The following is a 20338-nucleotide window of genomic DNA, read 5'->3' on the forward strand; positions in this document are numbered from 1 at the left end:
CCGACCCGGTCGGGCAGCCACCACCACACGTGGCGTCCCGGCCGGTGCTCTTCCCCCCGTTGCGCAGATGCGTACGCACCTGTCGCCCCCACGCGAAGAGCAAGTCGCCGACTCGGGCTGCGGCTGCCCCGGACGACTTGGCGTGTCTACACCCTCACAGCGGCGCGCACTCCGAACAAGTGCTCTCCGGCTGCAGGTTCCCGCAAGTGCAGGAACATGCAGCAAACGCCCCGGCCCGGTGCCCGGAATGGCGCTCTCCCCCTATTGCCCCCCTCTCCCGAACAGGCATTCGAAAAGGGGTGGAGAGAGGCCCTGACCGGGGGCGTCGCGGCCGGGCGGAATGTCACTGCCCGGAACGGGAATTCGGCAATCCTCCGCCGAACCCACCGATCCGGAATCCACTGCGTCGAATATCGGCCGGGCCCGAACGTCCCGCCCGGCCCGCCGCTCCGGCCGCCCGCGAGGACCCGGCGGGCCTCAGAGCAGGCGGGCCTCAGAGCAGGCGGCCCGCCCGCAGGCCGCCCGCGGTCCGCGCCAGCGCCACCGCCCAGGCCGCGAGCAGCAGCAGGTAGAGCCCGGCGGCGAGGGCGGTGAATCCGCCGAACCCGGTGTGCCGGGCCAGCGCGGTGGTGCCGGTGACCAGGGTGCCGACCGGGAAGGTGAAGGCCCACCAGGTCATCGCGAACGGCATCCCGGCCCGCAGGGCCCGCAGGTTCGCGGCGAGCGCCACCGCCAGCCAGAGCAGCGCGAACCCCGTCACCGTGACGCCGTACACCTCGGCCAGCGCGCGGGCCGCCGCCCCGGCGCCGGGGCCCGCGCCGGGCAGCGCGAGCGGCAGCGCGTCGGCGAACTGGTGGACGGCGGTGGTGGACTGGCCCAGCGGCCCGAGCACCAGGAACAGCGACGGGGTGAGCACCAGGGCGGGCAGCTTGCTGTGCAGCAGCCCGCCGAGGACCACCGGCAGCAGCGCCAGGGTGGCCAGCAGGCTGGCCCCGAACATCGCCACGCACCCGTACAGCAGCGCCTGCCGGGGCGCCCCCGCGGGCAGGTGCGGCACCAGCGCGGGGCCGAGCGCCGCGGACACCATCGGCGCGACCACCGGCAGCAGCCAGGTCGGGTTGGCCTCCAGCGCGGACAGCCGGTGCCGGGTGACCATCAGGTACGGCAGCCCGGCGGCCACCGCCAGCGCGTACGCGGTGCCCGCCGTCCACAGCAGCGCGTCCAGCGCGAGCGCGGCCGGCTCGCCGAGCACCGGGCCGCCGACGGTGAGCGCGCCGTAGCCGACGGCCAGCAGGGCCATCGGCGGGCAGCCGTAGAAGACGGCGGCGGACGGGTCCGCCAGCAGGGTGTGCCGGGCCTGCTCGCGGTGCCGGGTCAGGTGGACGGCGCGGCCGGCCAGCAGGGCGGCCAGCATCAGCAGCGAGAGCGTCCAGACCGCCTCGGCGAAGGCGGCGCGGCCGGGGACGTCCACCGGCAGCGCGGCGGCGGCGTTGCCGGTGATCGCGGTGCCCATCACGGCGGCGTACCAGTGGGGTCCGAGCCGGGACAGGTCGGGGGTGCGCAGGGTGGTGCGCGGCGCGAGGAGGGTTGCCATGCCTCCACCGTCCCCGCGCGGGCGGGACGGCGGTAGCGAGCCGCCCGCTATGAGGACATAGCCTGGGCCTATGGCCCTCTCCCCGCACGTCCCGGAACTCGGCGCCCTGGAGCTGCTGCTCGCCGTGGCCCGGCTGGGCAGCGTCGGGCGGGCCGCCGCCGAACTGGGCGTCAGCCAGCCCGCCGCCAGCGCCCGGATCAAGGGCATGGAACGGCAGATCGGGGTGCCGCTACTGGAGCGCTCGCCGCGCGGCTCCCGGCCCACCGAGGCGGGCCGGCTGGTGGTCGAGTGGGCCCGGCAGGTGGTCGAGGCCGCCCAGGCGCTGGACGCCGGGATCGACGCGCTGCGCGGCCGCCGGGACGCCCGGCTGCGGGTGGTGGCCAGCCTGACCGTCGCCGAGTACCTGATGCCGGGCTGGCTGCTGGCCCTGAACGAGGCCATCCCGGGCACCGCCGTCACGCTGCGCACCGCGAACTCGCACGACGTCGCCGCCCAGGTGCTGGCCGGCGAGGCCGACCTGGGCTTCGTCGAGGGCACCTCCACCCCGCCCGGCCTGTCCGGCGCGGTGGTGGCCGCCGACCGGCTGGTGGTGGTGGTCTCCCCGAGCACCGCTGGGCCCGCCGCCGCACCCCGGTCACCGGCGCCGAGCTGGCGGCCACCCCGCTGGTGCTGCGCGAGGTCGGCTCGGGCACCCGGGAGGTGCTGGAGGAGGCGCTGGCCCCGTACGGCGGCCCGGCCGCGCCCCGGCTGGAGCTGGCCTCCTCGACGGCGCTGAAGGCGGCCGCGATGACCGGCGCGGACCCGGTCTGCCTGAGCGAGCTGGCGGTGACCGAGGAGCTGGCCACCCGCCGGCTGGTCGCCGTGCCGCTGGCCGGACTGGAGCTGCAGCGCCCGCTGCGCGCGGTCTGGCCGGCCGGCCAGCGCCCGGCCGGGCCGGCCCGTGAGCTGCTGGGGCTGACCCGGGCGCCCGGACCGGGCCGGGCCGTCCGGAAGGGCTGAGCGGGGGGTCGGAAGGGCTGAGCGGGGCCGGAAGGGCTGAGCGGAGCGGCCGGACCGCCCGCCCGGACGGGCTGAGCGGAAACCCTTCGTAAAACCTGAGCGGAATACGCTCAACTTAGTGCATGCTGTACTCAGCAGACTCGTACCAGTCCCGAGACGAGAGGGGTATGCCCGCAGTGGACGCCAGTAAGTTCACCAGCAAGACGCAGGAGGCCCTGTCCTCCGCCATCCGGCAGGCCAGCGCCGCGGGGAACCCGGACGTCAAGCCGGTGCACGTCCTGCTGGCCCTGCTCGACCAGCCGGAGGGCCTGGCCCGCCCGCTGCTGGAGGCCGTCGGGGCGGACGCGGGGCGGATCGCCGCCGCCGCCCGCCAGCAGGCCGCCGCACTCCCGGCCGCCCAGGGCTCCACGGTCGCCGCGCCGAACCTCGCGCGCGACACCCTGGCCGTGCTGGAGGAGGCCGGTCGGCGCGCCACCGACCTGGACGACCAGTACGTCTCCACCGAGCACCTGCTGGTCGGCCTGGCCGCCGAGGGCGGGCAGGCCGCCGAGCCGCTCCGGCAGCAGGGCGCGACGGCGCAGGCGCTGCTGGCCGCGTTCAAGGAGGTCCGGGGCAGCGCCCGGGTCACCTCGCCGGACCCGGAGGGCACCTACAAGGCCCTGGAGAAGTACGGCTCCGACCTGACGCAGGCCGCGCGGGACGGCAAGCTCGACCCGGTGATCGGCCGCGACCAGGAGATCCGCCGGGTGGTGCAGGTGCTCTCCCGGCGGACCAAGAACAACCCGGTGCTGATCGGCGAGCCCGGCGTCGGCAAGACCGCGGTGGTCGAGGGCCTGGCCCAGCGGATCGTCGCGGGCGACGTGCCGGAGTCGCTGCGCGGCAAGCGCCTGGTCGCGCTCGACCTGGCGGCGATGGTCGCGGGCGCGAAGTTCCGCGGCGAGTTCGAGGAGCGGCTCAAGGCCGTCCTGAACGACATCAAGGCCTCCGACGGCCAGGTGATCACCTTCATCGACGAGCTGCACACCATGGTCGGCGCGGGCGCCGGCGGCGACTCCTCGATGGACGCGGGCAACATGCTCAAGCCGATGCTGGCCCGCGGCGAGCTGCGCATGGTCGGCGCCACCACGCTGGACGAGTACCGCGAGCGGATCGAGAAGGACCCGGCCCTGGAGCGCCGCTTCCAGCAGGTGATGGTCGGCGAGCCCAGCGTCGAGGACACCATCGCGATCCTGCGCGGCCTCAAGGGCCGCTACGAGGCGCACCACAAGGTGGAGATCACCGACGCCGCGCTGGTCGCCGCGGCGACGCTGTCCAACCGGTACATCACCGCCCGCTTCCTGCCCGACAAGGCGATCGACCTGGTGGACGAGGCCGCCTCCCGGCTGCGGATGGAGATCGACTCCTCCCCGGTGGAGATCGACGAGCTGCAGCGCGCGGTCGACCGGCTGCGGATGGAGGAGCTGGCGCTGGAGAAGGAGTCCGACCCGGCCTCGGTCGAGCGGCTCGGCCGGCTCCGGCGCGACCTCGCTGACAAGCAGGAGCAGCTGAGCACCCTCAACGCCCGCTGGGAGCAGGAGAAGAAGTCGCTCAACCGGGTCGGCGAGCTCAAGGAGCGCCTGGACGACCTGCGCGGCAGCCTGGACCGCGCCCAGCGCGACGGCGACTTCGAGCGCGCCTCCAAGCTGATGTACGCCGAGATCCCGGCCGCCGAGCGGGAGTTGACCGAGGCGCAGGACCGCGCGGCGGACGAGCCGAACACCAGCATGGTCAAGGAGCAGGTCGGCCCGGACGACGTGGCGGACGTGGTCGCGTCCTGGACGGGCATCCCGGCCGGCCGGCTGCTGGAGGGCGAGAGCGCCAAGCTGCTGCGGATGGAGGAGGAGCTGGGCCGCCGCCTGATCGGCCAGCACGAGGCCGTCCGCGCCGTCTCCGACGCGGTGCGCCGCACCCGCTCCGGCATCGCCGACCCGGACCGCCCGACCGGCTCGTTCCTCTTCCTCGGCCCGACCGGCGTCGGCAAGACCGAGCTGGCCAAGGCCCTGGCGGACTTCCTCTTCGACGACGAGCGCGCCATGGTCCGGATCGACATGAGCGAGTACGGCGAGAAGCACTCGGTCTCCCGCCTGGTCGGCGCCCCGCCCGGGTACGTCGGCTACGAGGAGGGCGGCCAGCTCACCGAGGCGGTCCGCCGCCGCCCGTACAGCGTGGTCCTGCTGGACGAGGTGGAGAAGGCCCACCCCGAGGTGTTCGACGTGCTGCTCCAGGTGCTGGACGACGGCCGCCTCACCGACGGCCAGGGCCGCACGGTGGACTTCCGCAACGCGATCCTGATCCTCACCTCCAACCTGGGCTCCCAGTACCTGGTCAACCCGGCCACGCCCGAGGAGCGCAAGAAGGAGCTGGTGCTGGAGACGGTGCGGCAGTCCTTCAAGCCGGAGTTCCTGAACCGGCTGGACGACATCGTGGTGTTCGACCCGCTGGGCACCGAGGAGCTCAGCCGGATCGTCGACCTCCAGGTCGCCGCGCTCGCCCGCCGGCTGCGCGAGCGCCGGCTCACCCTGGACGTCACCCCGGCCGCCCGGGACTGGCTCTCGCTCACCGGCTACGACCCGGCGTACGGCGCCCGGCCGCTGCGCCGGCTGGTGCAGTCCGCGATCGGCGACCAACTGGCCAAGGAGATCCTCTCCGGCCGGGTGCACGACGGCGAGACGGTGGTGGTCGACCACGACGGTTCCTCCGACCGGCTCAGCGTCGGTCCGCGCGCCTCGCTGGAGAAGTGACGCCCCGTCGGTGGGCGGGGCCCCGCCCGGGCCCCGCCCACCGGCCCGCACCGGCCGCGCCGCGGTCGGCGGGGACATGATCACGCGGCGGAGTGCACCCTGTGCCGCGGGCCCCGAATGAGGCAGGATGGAGACCAGGAGAGGCGGCCCCCCATCGGCAGCCGACCGTGCACCGTGAAAGGGACATCCCCGTGAGCATCGACCCGTCGTCCATCCCGTCCTTCGGCCTGCCGCAGCCGCCGCAGGGCGGCGGCCAGCCCGGTGGCGCTCCGGCCGGGCCGCCGCCGGTGATCGTCCCGAACCAGGACCTGGTCGCCCAGCTGCTCGACCAGATGCAGCTCAAGCACGTGGTGGACGAGGAGGGCGACCTCACCGCCCCCTGGGAGAACTTCCGCGTCTACTACATGTTCCGCGGCGACCACAAGGAGCTGTTCGCGGTCCGCGCGTTCTACGACCGCCCGTTCCCCCTGGAGCAGAAGCCCGAGATCCTCGCCCTGATCGACGAGTGGAACCGGGAGACCCTGTGGCCCAAGGTCTACACCCACACCCACGACGACGGCGTGGTCCGGCTGATCGGTGAGTCCCAGATGATCGTCGGCAACGGCGTCAACCTGGAGTACTTCGTCGGCACCACCGCCAACTGGACCCAGGCCGCGGTCGGCTTCGAGCAGTGGATGGTCGAGCAGCTCGGCGACCAGGCCAAGGACGCCGACGGCGACGCCGCCCCGAGGACGGCCCGGCCGACGAGGGCTGACCCCTCCCCGCAGCGCCCCGGACGGGCCCGCCACCCCCACCCGGGCGGCGGGCCCGTCCGCACGACCGCCCACCCCCGCCGCGGGCCCCTGGATGATGGGGCCCGACCACCGTCTGTGAGGAGCCACCGATGAGCACCAGGCCGCTGCTGAACCGCCGGCTGGCGGGCATGGGGACCACGATCTTCGCCGAGATGTCCGCGCTGGCCACCGCCACCGGCTCGATCAACCTCGGGCAGGGCTTCCCGGACACCGACGGGCCCGAGGAGGTCCGCGAGGCCGCCGTCCGGGCGCTGCGGGAGGGCCACGGCAACCAGTACCCGCCGGGGCCGGGCGTGCCCGAGCTGCGGCAGGCGGTCGCGGAGCACCAGGAGCGGTTCTACGGGCTGGCGTACGACCCGGACACCGAGGTGCTGGTGACCGCCGGGGCCACCGAGGCGATCGCCGCCGCCATGCTCGCGCTGCTGGAGCCCGGCGACGAGGTGATCGCCTTCGAGCCGTTCTACGACTCCTACGCCGCCTGCATCGCGATGGCGGGCGCCGTCCGCGTCCCGCTCACCCTGCGCGCCCCCGCCTTCCGGCCCGACCTGGACGAGCTGCGGGCGCTGATCACCCCGCGCACCCGGCTGCTGCTCGTCAACACCCCGCACAACCCGACCGGCACCGTGCTCACCCCCGAGGAACTGGCCGGGATCGCCGAACTCGCTCTCGAACACGACCTGTTGGTGGTCACCGACGAGGTCTACGAACACCTGGTCTTCGCCGGCGCCCACCACCCGCTGGCCGCCCTGCCCGGCATGCGCGACCGCACCGTGGCGATCTCCTCGGCCGGCAAGACCTTCTCCTTCACCGGCTGGAAGGTCGGCTGGGTGACCGGCGCGCCCGCCCTGGTCTCCGCCGTCCGCACCGCCAAGCAGTACCTCACCTACGTCTCGGCGGGCCCGTTCCAGTACGCCGTCGCCGAGGCCCTGCGGCTGCCCGACGGCTACTACGCGGACTTCCGCGCCGACCTGCACCGCAAGCGCGACCTGCTCGCCCGGGGGCTCGCCGCGGCCGGGTTCCGGGTCTTCGAGCCGCAGGGCACGTACTTCGTCACCACCGACATCACTCCGCTGGGCGAGAAGGACGGCATCGAGTTCTGCCGGGCCCTGCCCGAGCGCTGCGGGGTGGTCGCCATCCCGAACGCCGTCTTCTACGACGACGCCGAGGCCGGGCGCAGCCAGGTCCGGTTCGCCTTCTGCAAGCGGGTGGAGGTGCTCGAAGCGGCGGTCGAGAGGCTGTCCGGCCTGCGCGGGCGCTGAGGGCCGCGCCGGGCGGCACTCCGGTTCCGCCCGCGGCCGCCGGGGCCGCCCCGGCGGGCTCAGGCCGGGGCGAGGGGCATCGCGTCGAAGCCGTCGAAGAGGTACGCGTAGAGCTGCCCGAGGTAGGCCGTCAGTTCCCGCTCGTCCGGGAACGGGACGTAGGTCAGCGCGTACCACTGGCCGACCGTCAGCGGGCGGTTCCTGACCAGGTGCAGCAGGCCGGCCCGGATCACCTCCCGGTAGTCCGGCCACGCCGCGTCGAAGGTCTCGCGCAGTTCGCCGAGGTCGTCGACGGCCTCCACTCCCAGGGCTCCGGCGCAGAAGTGCACGAAGCGGCGGTCCACCCCCGGTACGTCCAGCCCCAGTTCGGCCAGGTCGACCTTGGTCGGGTCGATCCGCCCGCCGGGGTAGGGGTAGACCGTGGTGTTCCACAGGTCGTCCTCCTCCACCGGCCCGGCCGGGCCGGTGCCCGCGGCCGGGCGGTAGACGCCGTACAGCAGGCCGAGCGTCAGGAAGTCGGCGCGGACGTAGTTGATCTCCCCGTCGGGGCCGTAGGGCTCCTGCGGGTCGATGGCGAATGCCGTGGCCTTTCCCGCGCAGTTCAGGAAAGGACCGTAAACGGCCTCGAACGGCAGGATCGGGGAAAGGTCGCGGGTGGCCAGGGCCGTCGCGCGGAGCGCGTCCTCGGCCTGGACCAGTGATTCCTCGGAGTCGAAGCGGCTCGCCCACGGACCGGTGCGGGGCGGCAGCTCGTCACGGAGCGGCATGGGGACAGGACTCCTTCTTTCGGCCCGTCGGGGAGTCAGGGGGCCGGAGCGATCGGCGGTTCGGCGCGGTCACCGTAGAAATACGCGTGGACGTCCGCGAGGAATGCGTAGAGCTCGTCCTCCGACTGGAACGGGTACCGGGTGAGGCTCCACCACTCCTTGATCGACGCGGGCCGTCGTTCCAGGAGGTAGTCGAGGCTCGTGCGCAGCCGGGCCGCGTACGGGCTGCCGTCGCGCGCCGAATCGCGGTACACCGCGATGTCGTCGATCAGTTCCGGGTGGAAGGCGTTCCGGTAGAACTCGCGGAGCCGCTCGTCCTCGTGCCAGCCGGGAATCTCCCAAGCCGTCCAGCTCATCAGAATTCACCGCATTCCACTGGTGCCGCCACTTCGACCGCCGCCACTTTCGACGGGACAGAATATCATAGCCCTTGCCCCCGGTGCCGGTTGTGCTTGAATGCCGGTTCCGGGAACATCGTGTGGAGTTTGTGGCCGCCATTCCCGTCCGGCTCGTAGACCGCCTTGATCTTGGCGTCCTTGAAATTGACGTCCCTGTAGTTGATCGCCCCGTCGTGGGCGATCGGATTCTCCGGGTCGACGTAGTAGCCGCGGAATTTCCCGGTGTGCCCGCCCGGCCCCCACGCCTCGTGCGGGGAGAACTCGATGACCTGGCGGTCGGTGCGGGTGGGGTCGAGCCTGGAACGGGCGTAGTGGTCCGCGTAGACGAAGGACTCCTCGTCCCTGAAGGCCGTGGAGTAGCTGTCGCACTTGTGCTTGTGCGGGGCGCCGCGGTCGCCGTCGTAGTAGAGGTCGGGCGGGGACAGCCTGGTCCTGGCGTCCGGGCCGTGCAGCGGGTCGATCTTGTTGGTCGACTGGACGTAACCGGTCACCCTGTCCTTGGCCACGGTCTGCGCGTGGGCCGGGCCCTGCATGACGGGGGTGCCCAGGCGATCCTTGAGCTGCTGGTCCGTCACCTTCAGGTGGCGGCCCACGCCGTGGCCCTGGCCGTCGAGCTCGTCGACGCGCTCGCCGATCCGGCGGTGGTAGAGCCGGCGCAGCGGCTTCCTGCCCGGTACGGACTGGCCGGGTTCGAGCTTGACCTTCTCCTTGGAGAGCGAACCGCCCGCCTCCTTGAAGCCCTTCTGGACCGCCTTCTCGGCGTCGTCGAGGTTCTTCTTGGTGATCTCCAGGCCGCGGCCGATGGAGCGGTGGCCGCCGGCCATCGCCTTCGACATGTCGCTGATCATCGAGTCGATGACCGGGCGGACCGCCTTGTCCACGACCTGACCGAGCTTGCCGCGCCCGAGGACCCGGCCCCGGGTCCTGGCGTCCAGGTCGCGCGAGTGCCGCTCCACCTGGTTCGCGTGCTCGTGGGCCCGCTTCGCGGCCTGCGCGAGCGCGTCCGGATCGGCCCTGAATCCCCTGCTCACTTGCCGCCTCCCGCGCCGAGCGCCGCCTCGACCCCGTGGAACACCAGACCGGAGACCGCCTTCTCGATGGCCGCCTGGAAGGGCTCGACCGCCATCGAGACCAGCTGTCCGACGACGACGTCCTCGATCTCCTGGATGATCGCGTTGACGATCCGCTTGCCCGCCTCGACGATCGCCGCCTCCGCGGCGGCGGCGATCCCGAAGGTGGCGACCGCCGCCGCCGCTGCCGCCGCCATCTCGGCGGCCATCGCCACCAGCTGGGCGATCACCACGCCCTTGGCGACGATCACGGCCTCGGCGGCGGCCTCCAGGGCCGTCGCCAGTACGCCGCAGCAGTCGATCAGCACGGTCATGTGCCCGGCCGAGGCATGGCTCCAGCGGGTCAGCATGGCCTCGTAGCCCGCGCCCTCGTACGCGCCGCCGAGGTTCTTCAGCAGCACGTCCGTGTCGTCGTGGGACTCCGCCATCCCCTGGCCGAACTCCCGGACGTGCTGAGCCCATTCGCGCAGCTCGTCCTCGTCCACGTCAGGCCAGTTGAGCCCCATCAGGTCCATGATCCAGACGAGTTCCGACGGCAGGTCGATCGACAACGCCCAGCCCCCCGTTCGAACAGACGCTTGCCATGTTCGGTGCCGCCACCGTAGACGCACCTGCCTCCGGTTCGGTTCCGGCCCTCCCCGCCGTCCGGTGCGGGGGGCTCCCCGGGGCGGGTGGTGCGGGAAGTGCACGACCGGCGTGCACGGCTTGCGATACCGGCGCAGAAGCGCACGGTGGGCAGAGTACAACCCGGGACCGATCACACCCAGTCGGGCACGGGCCCCAGAACGGTGAATGAGTGCCAAACATGGGTAAATCCCTGACGGACCCGGAGAATTCGTGCTTCTCTGCTGCTGAATCTCCAGCCGGAATCCTTCCTTCCACGGTCGGCAGCGCCCCGGATCGGACAGTCTCGAACAGCCTCACGGATGAGGGCGGACTCCGGTCACAGGGGGCGCGCACGGAGCTGAAACGCGGAGCCGAGCATGCTCACCACCCTGCAGACCTCCTACACGGACACCCGCGCCGGCGACCTGGCCTGGCAGCTGGGCGGCGAACCGCTGCCCGCGCTGGCCGTCCGCGACCTCAGACTCGACGGCGCCTGCGGTGCCCCGGGCGGCCTCCGGGGCTCCCTCCAGCTGCGGCTGCTGGGCGCCTCGCACCAGGTGGTGCTGGCGGCCGGCCCGGGCGACTGCCTGGAGACGGTGGCCTGCCTGCCGGGCCGCCGCACCCCGCTGCCGGCCCGGGTCGCGGAGCAGGTGGCCGGCTGGGAGTACGAGTTCGCCGCCCGGATCGAGGAGCTGCCGCCGTACGTGTTCGAGGCCCGCGCCCAGGAGCTGCTGGCCCTGGTCGAGGGGCACCCGCGGGCGCTGGCGGGCGTCTTTCCCGGCGATCCGAGCGCGTTCACCGCGCTCGTCGCGCACTGCGAGGACCGCCGGGTGCACTGGCGGACGTGGCACGCCTACCCGCAGGAGGGCCGGCTGGTGTGCACCCGCTCCTCGCTCTCGCTGCCCGGCGACGGCCCGCTCGCGGCGGCGGGAGCGGTGGCGGGAGCAGCGGTGGGGACGACGGCGGGAACCACGGCGGGTGCGCCGGCGGGAGCGGCGGCGGGAGCGGCGCAGGTCGGCTGGTGACCTGGCGTCAATCCGGCACCCCGCCCTGTCCCCCGGATGGGTGCAGCCATTCACCCGGGCTCTCGCCTAGCGTTCATTCATGATCAACCACCCGGTCGGACGACCCGCGCAGCCGGGTCCGGACGCCACCTCGCCGCCGACCCCGACCCCGCCCGCGGCCGATCCCCGGCCCGCCGTCCCCGCGCCACGGGCCCCGGGGGCGCGGTCCGGGCCGGCGGCGCCATACGGCCGGCGCTGGCCCCCCGCCCGGCCCGGGTCCTGGTGCTGCTGGCCGCGTTCGTCTGCGCGGCCTGCGGCCTGGTGTACGAACTCGAACTGGTCGCCCTCGGCGGCTACCTGCTGGGCGACTCGGTCACCCAGACCTCCGTGGTGCTGTCGGTGATGGTGTTCGCGATGGGCGTCGGCTCGCTGCTCGCCAAGGGCCTCACCCGCCGCCCGGCCACCTCCTTCGCCCTGGTCGAGTACGCGCTCTCCCTGGTCGGCGGCCTGTCCGCGCTCGCCCTGTACTGCGGCTGGGCCTGGCTGCACCAGCCGCGCGCCACCCTGGTGGCGCTGATCGCCACCACCGTGCTGATCGGCCTGCTGATCGGCGCGGAGATCCCGCTGCTGATGACGCTGATCCAGCGGATCCGGCAGGAGCACGCCGGCCGCGCCGTCGCCGACCTGTTCGCCGCCGACTACGTGGGCGCGCTGATCGGCGGCCTGGCCTTCCCGTTCGTCCTGCTGCCCGCGCTCGGCCAGGTCGCCGGGGCGCTGCTGACCGGCGCGGTGAACGCGGTGGCGGGCGCCGCCGTGGTGCTCTGGCTGTTCCGCGCCGAGCCCGCCCCGCGCACCCGGCTGCTGCTGTGGACCGGCTGCGGCCTGGTGCTCGCCCTGCTCGCGCTGGCCGCCGCCTGCACCGGGGCGATCGAGCGCGCCGCCCGGCACGCGCTGTACGGCGGCCCGATCCGGTTCGCCGCCCAGAGCCGCTACCAGGAGATCGTGCTGACCGGCGGCGCGGACGCCCCGCCCCGGGTGCCCGCGCAGCGCGCCGCGCCGCCGCTGGAGCTGTTCCTGGACGGCCGGCTGGCGGTCTGCGGCCCCGACGAGTACCGCGACCACGAGGCGCTGGTGCGCCCCGCGCTGGCCGCCGGACCGAGCGGCCGGGTGCTGGTGCTGGGCGGCGACGGCCTGGCGCTGCGCGAGGTGCTGCGGCACCCGGCGGTGCGCAGCGTGCTGGTGGTGGAGCGGGACGCCCAGCTGCCCGCGCTGGCCCGCCGGGACGCCGCGTTCGCCGCGCTCACCGAGCACTCCTTCGACGACCCGCGGGTGCGGCTGGTGCAGGCCGAGCCGATGGGCTGGCTGCGCGGGTCCGCCGAGCGGTTCGACGTGATCGTCTCGGACCTGGACGGCGAGGCCGCGGGCGGCAAGTACCGTTCCCTGGAGTTCTTCGGCCTGGCCGCCGGGCGGCTGGCCCCCGGGGGTCGGCTGGCGGTCCGCGGCGGGGCGCCGGACGCCCCGGCCGGCGGACTGTGGGCGGCCGAGTCCGGGCTGGCCGCGGCGGGCCTGTCGGCCGTCGCCTACCAGGCCGGCGCGCCGTCCGCCGAGGACTGCGGGGGGTCCGGCCCGGCGGCGGCCTTCCTGCTGGCCGCCCGGACCGCCCCCGCGCTGGGCCTGGCCCCGGACGCCCCGGCCCCGCGCTCGCTGACGGTGCCCGGGCTGCGGGCCGCCGAGGCCCGGCTGGCGGCCGGCCGCCCGTCCCCGCTGCCGCCGCCGCACACCCTGCTGGGGCCCTGAACCCGCCCGACCGGCCGGGGAGTTCGCCGCGCGCGCCGGGCGGCGGGGGCGGCCGGGGCCGGGGCGCGGTGCGTCCATTGGCAGGTTGGTCGGCCCGGCTTCGCGTGGAGGGCTCGGCACGGCGGCGGGCGGTCGGTAGGCTCGCCGGTATGGAGCATGAGGTTGTCGTCCCGCTGCCCGCCGAGGTGGTCCGGGAGGCGCTGCTGGACCGCGAGCTGGTGGCCCGCTGCGTGCCGGGGCTGAGCGCGGTCGCGTCGGCGTCCGCGCCCGCGGGGGCCGACAGCCGGCTCAGGATCAGGGTCGCCGGGTCCACCATCACCTTCGCCGGCCGACTGACCGTGGACGGCTGGCGGGACGGCGCGCTCGCCCTGCGGCTGAGCGGCGAGGAGATCCGCGGCGCGGCCCCGGCGGCCGCCGGGCTGCGGATCACCCTGGCCGAGCGCCCCGGCGAGACCGCGATCCGCTTCGCCACCGAGCTGACCGCCTCCGGGCGGCTGGCCGGTTTCGACGCCGAGGCGCTGGAGTCGACCGGCCGCCGGCTGATCGACCGGGCGGTGGCGGCGCTGGTCGCCGAGCTGTCCGAACCCGCCGAGCCGGACGGCGACGAGGCGGACGACGACCCGTCCGACGGCGCGACGGTGGTCTTCCTGGACGACCGCGAGCGCGGCCAGGACCTCGACGACGACCTCTCCGACCTGATCTCCTTCGACGACGCGGACGACCTGCCCGCCCCGGTGCCGGCCGCCTCCCGCCCCGAGCCCGGGTACGACCAGGAGGGCGCCCCGGTGCGGCGCAGCATCGTCGGCCGCTCCGCCGAGGAGGTCGACCACGCCCCGCCGCACGGCCGGTACGCGCCCGCCCCGCCGGCCCACAGCGCCCGGGCCCGGGCGGCCTCCCGCTGGGGCGGCGCCGAGCCGACGCTGCTGCCCGGCGCGGTCGGCGAGCGCAACGCGCTGCCGTGGATGATCGGCGGCGGGGTCGCGCTGATCGGCGGCGCGGTGGTGCTGGTCCGGGCCCTGCGGCGGCGCTGAGCGCCCCGGTGGGCACCCACTAAGCTGGCTGTCCATGAGCAACGACCGCGACGCCCTGCTGGCGCAGATCAAGGACAAGGCCGTCGTGCACGGCAAGGTCACCCTCTCCTCCGGCCGGGAGGCCGACTACTACGTCGACCTGCGCCGGATCACGCTGGACGCCGAGGCGGCGCCGCTGGTCGGCACGGTGATGCTGGACGCGGCGGCGGACCTGGAGTTCGACGCGGTGGGCGGCCTGACCCTGGGCGCCGACCCGGTGGCCGCGGCGATGCTGCACGCGGCGGCGGCCCGCGGCCGCAAGCTGGACGCGTTCGTGGTCCGCAAGGCGGGCAAGGCGCACGGCCTGCAGCGCCGGATCGAGGGCCCGGACGTGAAGGGCCGCCGGGTGCTGGCGGTGGAGGACACCTCGACCACCGGCGGCTCGGTGCTGACCGCCGTGGAGGCGCTCCGCGAGGCGGGCGCCGAGGTGGTCGGCGTCGCGGTGATCGTGGAGCGCGGCGCGGCCCCGGCGATCGCCGAGGCGGGCCTGCCGTACGTCACCGCGTACACCCTGGACGACCTGGGGCTGTGAGCCCCGTTCCGCGTTCCACGTGGAACAACGGCGAGGGCCCCGACCACCGGAAGGTGGTCGGGGCCCTCGCCGTTCGCCGGGGCGGTCGGTCGGCCGTGGCCTCCGCGGCCGGCCGGTCGTCGCCTTCGCAGGCCGGTCGGTCGGGCGGGCGGTCGGGCCGGTCGCCGGGCTCAGTGCTTGCGGTGGCGGCCGGTGGGCACCGGCTCGTGCTCCGGCGCGACGGCGCCCGCGGCCGCGGCGGCCTTCTTCTTCTTCCGCTCGCGGATCACCTCGACGAAGATCGGCGAGACCGAGATCAGGATGATCAGCGCCATCGCCGGCAGCAGGTACTTGTCGATCACCGGGGCGAGCTGGTCGCCGGTGAAGTAGCCGATCAGCAGCATGGTCTCGGTCCACAGCACCGCGCCCACGACGTTCCAGACGAAGAAGGTCTTCGCGGGCATCTGCAGGGTGCCGGCGACCGGGTTGAGGAAGGTCCGCACGATCGGGATGAAGCGGGCCATCACCACGGCCTTGGCCGGGCCGAACTTCTCGAAGTACTCCTCCGCCTTCTCCACGTACTCGGGGCGCAGGATCTTCGAGTTCGGCTTGTCGAACATGCGCGGGCCGACCTTCCGGCCCAGCAGGTGCCCGAGCTGGGCGCCGACGACGGCGCAGATCGGCGCACCGACCAGCAGCAGGGCGATGTTCATCTGGGCGCCTTCGCCGAGCACCTTGTCGGCGGCGCTGGAGGCGGCGACACCGGCCAGGATGAGCAGCGAGTCACCGGGGAAGAAGAACCCGACCAGCAGGCCGGTCTCGGCGAAGATGATCGCCAGGATCCCGATGGCGCCGACGGAGGCGACGAGCGATTTGGCGTCAAGGACGTTGACGGCGAGCTGGATGTGTTCCACGCGCGCAGGATAGCCCGTACCGCTTTGCGAAGCCTTAACCGGCGGCCTCCGGAGCGGGGCGCGGGGGCGTCCGCCCGGTCGGCCGTCCCAAGTGGCGGGCCGCTGGGTGTGTCCCCGGGGGGAGTCTGGGAAGATGGCCGAGGTGTCCGGCCCGCGGTCGAGCTGCCACCCTCATCGCTCGTACCGCATCGATGTCGTGAACCACAGGCGTATCGAGCCTTCGGACAGCGTCGTCCGATCGCCCCACACCGACAGGAGCGGATTCGCATGCCCATCGCAACTCCCGAGGCCTACAACGAGATGCTCGACCGGGCCAAGGCGGGCAAGTTCGCCTACCCGGCCATCAACGTCACCTCGACGCAGACCCTGCACGCCGCCCTGCGCGGCTTCGCCGAGGCCGAGAGCGACGGCATCATCCAGATCTCCACGGGTGGTGCGGAGTTCCTGGGCGGCCAGTACAACAAGGACATGGTGACCGGCGCGGTCGCGCTGGCCGAGTTCGCGCACATCGTCGCGGCCAAGTACGACATCACCGTGGCGCTGCACACCGACCACTGCCCGAAGGACAAGCTGGACGGCTACGTCCGCCCGCTGATCGCGATCTCCGCCGAGCGGGTGGCCCGCGGCGACAACCCGCTGTTCCAGTCGCACATGTGGGACGGCTCGGCCGAGACCCTGGCCGACAACCTGGCCATCGGCCAGGAGCTGCTGGCCCAGGCCGCCGCCGCCAGGATCATCCTGGAGGTCGAGATCACCCCGACCGGCGGCGAGGAGGACGGCGTCTCGCACGAGATCAACGACGAGCTGTACACCACCGTCTCCGACGCGGTGCGCACCGCCGAGGCGCTCGGCCTGGGCGAGAAGGGCCGCTACCTGCTGGCCGCCTCGTTCGGCAACGTGCACGGCGTCTACAAGCCGGGCAACGTGGTGCTGCGTCCGGAGCTGCTCGCCGACCTGCAGGCCGAGATCGGCAAGCAGTACGGCAAGCAGGACCCGTTCGACTTCGTCTTCCACGGCGGCTCCGGCTCCACCGAGCAGGAGATCCTGACCGCGCTGGAGAACGGCGTCGTCAAGATGAACCTCGACACCGACACCCAGTACGCCTTCACCCGCCCCGTCGTGGACCACGTGTTCCGCAACTACGACGGCGTGCTGAAGGTCGACGGCGAGGTCGGCCGGAAGAACACCTACGACCCGCGCACCTGGGGCAAGCTGGCCGAGGCCGGCATGGCCCACCGCGTCACCGAGGCCGCGCAGCAGCTGCGCTCGGCCGGCAAGCGCATGAAGTAAGGCGACCGGGCGCCCGCGCGTCCGGGCGTCCGCCGTCGGAGCCCCCGCCCCGTCCCCGTCCGCGGGGGGGAGCGGGGGCTCCGCCGTTCCGGTCCGGTCCGCCCCGGTCACCCGGCCGGGTCCGGATGGCAGACTGGCACACCATGGAGATGCACAAGAACCTGCTCGACGGCCCCGAGCCGACCCTCCTGCCCGAGGAGGAGCAGCCCTACCGGATGCTCGCCGAGGAGTCGGCCTCGCCGACCCAGGTCGCCGCCGAGTACCCGGCGTTCTGCCTGGCCTGGGCGATGCTCGCGGACGACGCCTTCGCGGCCGGCCGGACGGTGGAGTCCTACGCCTACGCCCGCACCGGCTACCACCGCGGCCTCGACGCCCTGCGCCGCAACGGCTGGCACGGCCACGGCCCCGTCCCGTGGGAGCACCGCGGCAACCGCGGCTTCCTGCGCTGCCTGGCGGCGCTCGCCCGGGCGGCCGGAGCGATCAAGGAGACCGAGGAGGAGGCCCGCTGCTGGCAGTTCCTGAAGGACAGCAGCGCCGAGGCGTACACCGTGCTCAAGCAGGAGCACTAGACGCCCGCACGCCGTCCCGGACGGGCCGTCCCCACCGCGGGGGCGGCCCGTTCCCGTCCGGGGACCGACGGGCCGGTACGCGCCGGTACGCGCCGGGGAGGGTGCGGGAGCGCCGGGCACCGCCGTGGCCGGTCACGGCCGGATCGGGGCGGGGCGGGAACCAAGCGACGCCATACCGCGTATGTAGACGGTACGGCACGGGTGTGCGAACGCACCGCCCGCGCCGCCCCGTCGTCGCCCCGAGGGAACCGCCAGATGCGCGCAGCCCACCGAACGCCACGCCGCCGCGCCCGCCGCCGACCGGCCCTCGCCCTGGGCTGCGCCACGGCCCTGGCCGTCCTGGGCACGGCCGGGTACGCCGCCCTGCGGCTGGACTTCCGGCAGCACCCCGCCGACACCGCGACCACCCAGGCCCGGGCCGTCCCGCCGCTGGCCGCGTCCCCCGCCTCCCCCGCGCCGTCGGCTCCCCCACCCGCCGCCGACCCGCCCCCGACCGACCCGCCACCGACCGACCCGCCACCGACCGACCCGTCCCCGACCGGCGCGCCACCGGGGATCGTCGTCCACGGCGGCGGCGTCTTCACCACGGCCACCGCCACCAGCGGCCGGGTCGGCACCGGAGCGACCCTGCGCCGCTACCGGGTGGAGGTCGAGGACGGCATCGGCATCGACCCGGACGCCGCCGCGGCCACCGTCCAGGCCATCCTGTCCGACCCGCGCGGCTGGACCGCCGACCGGCGCGACAGCTTCCAGCTGGTCTCCTCCGGCAGCTACGACTTCACCGTGAAGATCGCCTCCCCCGACACCGCGGACGCGGTCTGCGCGACCGGCGGCCTCGACACCCGGGGCGAGGTGAACTGCGACGTCGGCAAGCAGGTGGTGGTCAACTCCAAGCGCTGGCTGACCGGTTCGCCGCAGTTCGACGGCGCCCTGGACGACTACCGGGCGCTGATCGTCAACCACGAGGTCGGCCACCGGATCGGCCACGGCCACCAGACCTGCCCCGGCCCGGGCAAGCCCGCCCCCGCGATGATGCAGCAGATCTACGGCCTCAAGGGCTGCGTCGCCAACGCCTGGCCGTACGACGCCCGGGGCACCTACCTCGACGGCCCGTCCGCTCCCTGAACCCCGGCACCCCGCAGTGCCCGCGGGCGGCTCACTAAGCTGGCGGCAGGAGGCCCGCCGGACCCCGTCGGCCCCCGCGACCCGATCGACCGGAGCACCATGACCACCGACCTCGCCCAGCGCCTGCTCGACCGCTTCGGACCGGACGGCCTGCACCGCCCCGACCCCGCCGCGCTCGCCGCCACCGCCGTCCCCGCCGGGGCGGCGGCGCTGCTCTCCGGCGCCGGCCTGCCGCTGCGGGTCGGGCCGTACTTCACCGCCGACCCCGACCGTCCGCTCCGGCTCGCCGACTGGGCCCGCGCGGCCGGGCTGTCCGCGGACGGGCGGCCCGAGGCGGACTGGGCGCGGCTGGGCAGCGACCGCGGCGCCGAGCTGTGCGTGGACGGCGAGGGCCGGGTCCGGGCGGTGTACCTGGCCTTCCGGGGGCCGTCCGTCCCGGTCGACACCGGCCTCGGCGCGTTCCTCGACAACCTGTGCACGCTGGAGGAGAACCTGCGGGCGCTGGCCGGGGCCGAGCGGCCGGACGAGGTCTTCCGGCTGTTCTCGGCGGCGGAGGGCCGGATGCGCGGCACCGACCTGCGCGCCTTCGAGAGCGACGAGCAGTGGTGGCCCCGGGTGCTGGAGGACGTCCGGCACACCCGGGGCGTGCCCGGCTCCGCGGCGTTCACGGTGCGCGGGCCGGACGGCGAGCCGCGGGTCGTCACCGCCCACGGCTCGCTCGCCCGGCACGCCGAGGAGGAGCTGTGGGAGCGGCTGGCCGCGGCCGGGGTCGACCCGCGGGACGTGGTCGAGGTCTACACCGAGCTGCAGTCCTGCGTGCTGCCCGGCCACTACTGCGCGCTGTGGATGGCCCGGACGTTCCCGAACGCCGAGTTCACCCACAGCCACGACTACGGCGACACGGGGGCCGAACGCGAGGCGGGCGTCCGGGAGTTGGCCGCCGCGCTGGCCGAGGGCTGAGCCCTCAGCCGAGCACCGGCAGGTAGCCGCTGAGGTCGCTGCGCTCGCCGCCGGCGGTGAGCGCGGTGTCGACGGCGTCGGCCCAGGCGATCCGGCCGGTGGCGAGCCGGACCCAGGTCAGCGGGTCGGTCTCCACCACGTTCGGCGGGGTGCCCCGGGTGTGCCGGGGGCCCTCGACGGCCTGCACCACCGCGTACGGCGGGATGCGCAACTCGACGGCTCCGCCCGGTACCTGGACGGCGAAGGCGTCGGCGAGCAGCCGGGCCGCGGAGGCCAGCGCGAAGCGGTCGTGCGGGAAGGGGTCGAGGCCGAGGGCGGCGGCCAGGTCGTCGCCGTGCACCACGGTCTCGACCAGCCGGGTGACCAGGAAGTCGGCCAGGGCCATCGGCCCGAACCGCATCGGGATGACCAGGTCGGGCCGCCGCCCGTCCGCGCTGTCCAGGGCCTTCCACAACTCGCCGATCTGCCGGTCGAGTTCGCCGGACACCTGGGCGGCGTCGCCGGAGAACTGCTCGGCCACCAGCTCGACGGCGGTGGCGTTGACGGCGGTGGCCGCGGTCCTGGTCCGGGACGCCCAGTGCAGCGGGGTGATCGGGGCCTGCGGCGGCAGCGGGTCGTGCAGGTGCAGCGGCACCCAGCTGACCACCATGCCGAGGTGGGCGACGAGTTCGCGCACCCGCCACTCCCCCAGCCGGGTGGGCCGGGCGAGCTGCCCGTCGTCCAGGGCGCGGACGGCAGCGGAGATCGCGTCGAGCTGCCCGGTGAGCGCGGCACGCACCTTCACCGGGTCGTAGGTTCGGGTCTTCACGGTGGGCATGCCCCGCAGCGTAC

General features: G+C 74.3%; 17 protein-coding genes and 2 pseudogenes. 12 read left to right on the forward strand and 7 right to left on the reverse strand.

The window, feature by feature from the left end; translation table 11 throughout:
- Positions 1–493: 493 nt before the first annotated feature.
- Entirely contained in the window at positions 494–1594 is a 1101-nt protein-coding gene (locus QMQ26_RS17685) for an SLAC1 family transporter (RefSeq protein ID WP_282206323.1), read from the reverse strand.
- Positions 1595–1664: 70 nt separating this feature from the next.
- On the opposite strand from QMQ26_RS17685, the pseudogene QMQ26_RS17690 reads away from it, so the two are divergent.
- The 4 genes and pseudogenes from QMQ26_RS17690 (at position 1665) to QMQ26_RS17705 (ending at position 7426) form a co-directional block, all read left to right on the forward strand.
- Positions 1665–2593: pseudogene (locus QMQ26_RS17690) on the forward strand (LysR family transcriptional regulator).
- Positions 2594–2769: 176 nt separating this feature from the next.
- Positions 2770–5373 carry an ATP-dependent chaperone ClpB gene (gene clpB / locus QMQ26_RS17695; RefSeq protein WP_282206324.1) on the forward strand — a complete coding sequence of 868 codons (2604 nt, stop codon included), beginning with the start codon at positions 2770–2772 and terminating at the stop codon, positions 5371–5373.
- Positions 5374–5564: 191 nt separating this feature from the next.
- Positions 5565–6101 (forward strand): annotated as a pseudogene (locus QMQ26_RS17700) (YbjN domain-containing protein); the annotation flags it as partial.
- A gap of 155 nt (positions 6102–6256) precedes the next feature.
- Positions 6257–7426 carry a pyridoxal phosphate-dependent aminotransferase gene (locus QMQ26_RS17705; RefSeq protein WP_282206325.1) on the forward strand — a complete coding sequence of 390 codons (1170 nt, stop codon included), beginning with the start codon at positions 6257–6259 and terminating at the stop codon, positions 7424–7426.
- Between the two features lie 59 nt (positions 7427–7485).
- Here the strand turns inward: QMQ26_RS17705 and QMQ26_RS17710 are convergent, their stop codons facing one another.
- From QMQ26_RS17710 to QMQ26_RS17725, 4 genes are all read right to left on the reverse strand, one after another.
- Complete coding sequence (locus QMQ26_RS17710) at positions 7486–8193, reverse strand: hypothetical protein (protein WP_282206326.1); 708 nt, start codon at positions 8191–8193, stop codon at positions 7486–7488.
- A 35-nt stretch (positions 8194–8228) separates the two neighbouring features.
- Entirely contained in the window at positions 8229–8549 is a 321-nt protein-coding gene (locus QMQ26_RS17715; protein ID WP_282206327.1) for a hypothetical protein, read from the reverse strand.
- Positions 8550–8614: 65 nt separating this feature from the next.
- Positions 8615–9622: a hypothetical protein gene (locus QMQ26_RS17720; protein ID WP_282206328.1), complete on the reverse strand. Its 1008-nt coding sequence runs from the start codon at positions 9620–9622 to the stop codon at positions 8615–8617.
- Positions 9619–10212, reverse strand: a complete 594-nt coding sequence (locus tag QMQ26_RS17725) for a WXG100-like domain-containing protein (protein ID WP_282206329.1) — start codon at positions 10210–10212, stop codon at positions 9619–9621. The genes QMQ26_RS17720 and QMQ26_RS17725 overlap by 4 nt, the downstream gene beginning before the upstream one ends.
- A gap of 432 nt (positions 10213–10644) precedes the next feature.
- Between QMQ26_RS17725 and QMQ26_RS17730 the strand changes: the two genes are divergently transcribed.
- The 4 genes from QMQ26_RS17730 to pyrE all read left to right on the forward strand — a co-directional run bounded on the left by QMQ26_RS17730 (position 10645) and on the right by pyrE (position 14670).
- Positions 10645–11292: a DUF2617 family protein gene (locus QMQ26_RS17730; protein WP_282206330.1), complete on the forward strand. Its 648-nt coding sequence runs from the start codon at positions 10645–10647 to the stop codon at positions 11290–11292.
- Positions 11293–11328: 36 nt separating this feature from the next.
- Positions 11329–13068 carry a spermine/spermidine synthase domain-containing protein gene (locus QMQ26_RS17735; protein WP_404814140.1) on the forward strand — a complete coding sequence of 580 codons (1740 nt, stop codon included), beginning with the start codon at positions 11329–11331 and terminating at the stop codon, positions 13066–13068.
- Between the two features lie 149 nt (positions 13069–13217).
- Positions 13218–14099, forward strand: a complete 882-nt coding sequence (locus tag QMQ26_RS17740) for a CoxG family protein (RefSeq protein ID WP_100837282.1) — start codon at positions 13218–13220, stop codon at positions 14097–14099.
- Between the two features lie 34 nt (positions 14100–14133).
- Positions 14134–14670, forward strand: a complete 537-nt coding sequence (gene pyrE / locus QMQ26_RS17745; protein WP_014136939.1) for an orotate phosphoribosyltransferase — start codon at positions 14134–14136, stop codon at positions 14668–14670.
- A gap of 170 nt (positions 14671–14840) precedes the next feature.
- Here the strand turns inward: pyrE and QMQ26_RS17750 are convergent, their stop codons facing one another.
- A complete protein-coding gene (locus QMQ26_RS17750; protein WP_100837280.1) occupies positions 14841–15563 on the reverse strand; it encodes a DedA family protein in 723 nt (240 codons plus the stop codon).
- Positions 15564–15830: 267 nt separating this feature from the next.
- Between QMQ26_RS17750 and fbaA the strand changes: the two genes are divergently transcribed.
- The 4 genes from fbaA to QMQ26_RS17770 all read left to right on the forward strand — a co-directional run bounded on the left by fbaA (position 15831) and on the right by QMQ26_RS17770 (position 19507).
- A complete protein-coding gene (gene fbaA / locus QMQ26_RS17755; RefSeq protein WP_100837279.1) occupies positions 15831–16853 on the forward strand; it encodes a class II fructose-bisphosphate aldolase in 1023 nt (340 codons plus the stop codon).
- A 143-nt stretch (positions 16854–16996) separates the two neighbouring features.
- Positions 16997–17422 (forward strand): DUF3151 domain-containing protein, encoded by a 426-nt coding sequence (locus tag QMQ26_RS17760; protein WP_100837278.1) that lies wholly within the window; start codon positions 16997–16999, stop codon positions 17420–17422.
- A 255-nt stretch (positions 17423–17677) separates the two neighbouring features.
- A complete protein-coding gene (locus QMQ26_RS17765) occupies positions 17678–18547 on the forward strand; it encodes a DUF3152 domain-containing protein (RefSeq protein ID WP_282206331.1) in 870 nt (289 codons plus the stop codon).
- A gap of 99 nt (positions 18548–18646) precedes the next feature.
- On the forward strand, positions 18647–19507 hold the full coding sequence (locus QMQ26_RS17770; RefSeq protein WP_282206332.1) for a nucleic acid/nucleotide deaminase domain-containing protein: 861 nt from the start codon (positions 18647–18649) through the stop codon (positions 19505–19507).
- Between the two features lie 4 nt (positions 19508–19511).
- Here the strand turns inward: QMQ26_RS17770 and QMQ26_RS17775 are convergent, their stop codons facing one another.
- Positions 19512–20324 (reverse strand): maleylpyruvate isomerase family mycothiol-dependent enzyme, encoded by an 813-nt coding sequence (locus QMQ26_RS17775; protein WP_282206333.1) that lies wholly within the window; start codon positions 20322–20324, stop codon positions 19512–19514.
- Positions 20325–20338: the final 14 nt, after the last annotated feature.

Source organism: Kitasatospora fiedleri (assembly GCF_948472415.1).
In the GTDB taxonomy this organism is placed as follows: domain Bacteria; phylum Actinomycetota; class Actinomycetes; order Streptomycetales; family Streptomycetaceae; genus Kitasatospora; species Kitasatospora fiedleri.

Coding starts and splice junctions, on each gene's coding strand:
- QMQ26_RS17685 (WP_282206323.1), bottom strand. CDS start 1,594: ATGGCAACCCTCCTCGCGCCGCGCACCACCCTGCGCACCCCCGACCTG.
- QMQ26_RS17705 (WP_282206325.1), top strand. CDS start 6,257: ATGAGCACCAGGCCGCTGCTGAACCGCCGGCTGGCGGGCATGGGGACC.
- QMQ26_RS17710 (WP_282206326.1), bottom strand. CDS start 8,193: ATGCCGCTCCGTGACGAGCTGCCGCCCCGCACCGGTCCGTGGGCGAGC.
- QMQ26_RS17715 (WP_282206327.1), bottom strand. CDS start 8,549: ATGAGCTGGACGGCTTGGGAGATTCCCGGCTGGCACGAGGACGAGCGG.
- QMQ26_RS17730 (WP_282206330.1), top strand. CDS start 10,645: ATGCTCACCACCCTGCAGACCTCCTACACGGACACCCGCGCCGGCGAC.
- QMQ26_RS17735 (WP_404814140.1), top strand. CDS start 11,329: ATGGGTGCAGCCATTCACCCGGGCTCTCGCCTAGCGTTCATTCATGAT.
- QMQ26_RS17740 (WP_100837282.1), top strand. CDS start 13,218: ATGGAGCATGAGGTTGTCGTCCCGCTGCCCGCCGAGGTGGTCCGGGAG.
- pyrE (WP_014136939.1), top strand. CDS start 14,134: ATGAGCAACGACCGCGACGCCCTGCTGGCGCAGATCAAGGACAAGGCC.
- fbaA (WP_100837279.1), top strand. CDS start 15,831: ATGCCCATCGCAACTCCCGAGGCCTACAACGAGATGCTCGACCGGGCC.
- QMQ26_RS17760 (WP_100837278.1), top strand. CDS start 16,997: ATGGAGATGCACAAGAACCTGCTCGACGGCCCCGAGCCGACCCTCCTG.
- QMQ26_RS17765 (WP_282206331.1), top strand. CDS start 17,678: ATGCGCGCAGCCCACCGAACGCCACGCCGCCGCGCCCGCCGCCGACCG.
- QMQ26_RS17770 (WP_282206332.1), top strand. CDS start 18,647: ATGACCACCGACCTCGCCCAGCGCCTGCTCGACCGCTTCGGACCGGAC.
- QMQ26_RS17775 (WP_282206333.1), bottom strand. CDS start 20,324: ATGCCCACCGTGAAGACCCGAACCTACGACCCGGTGAAGGTGCGTGCC.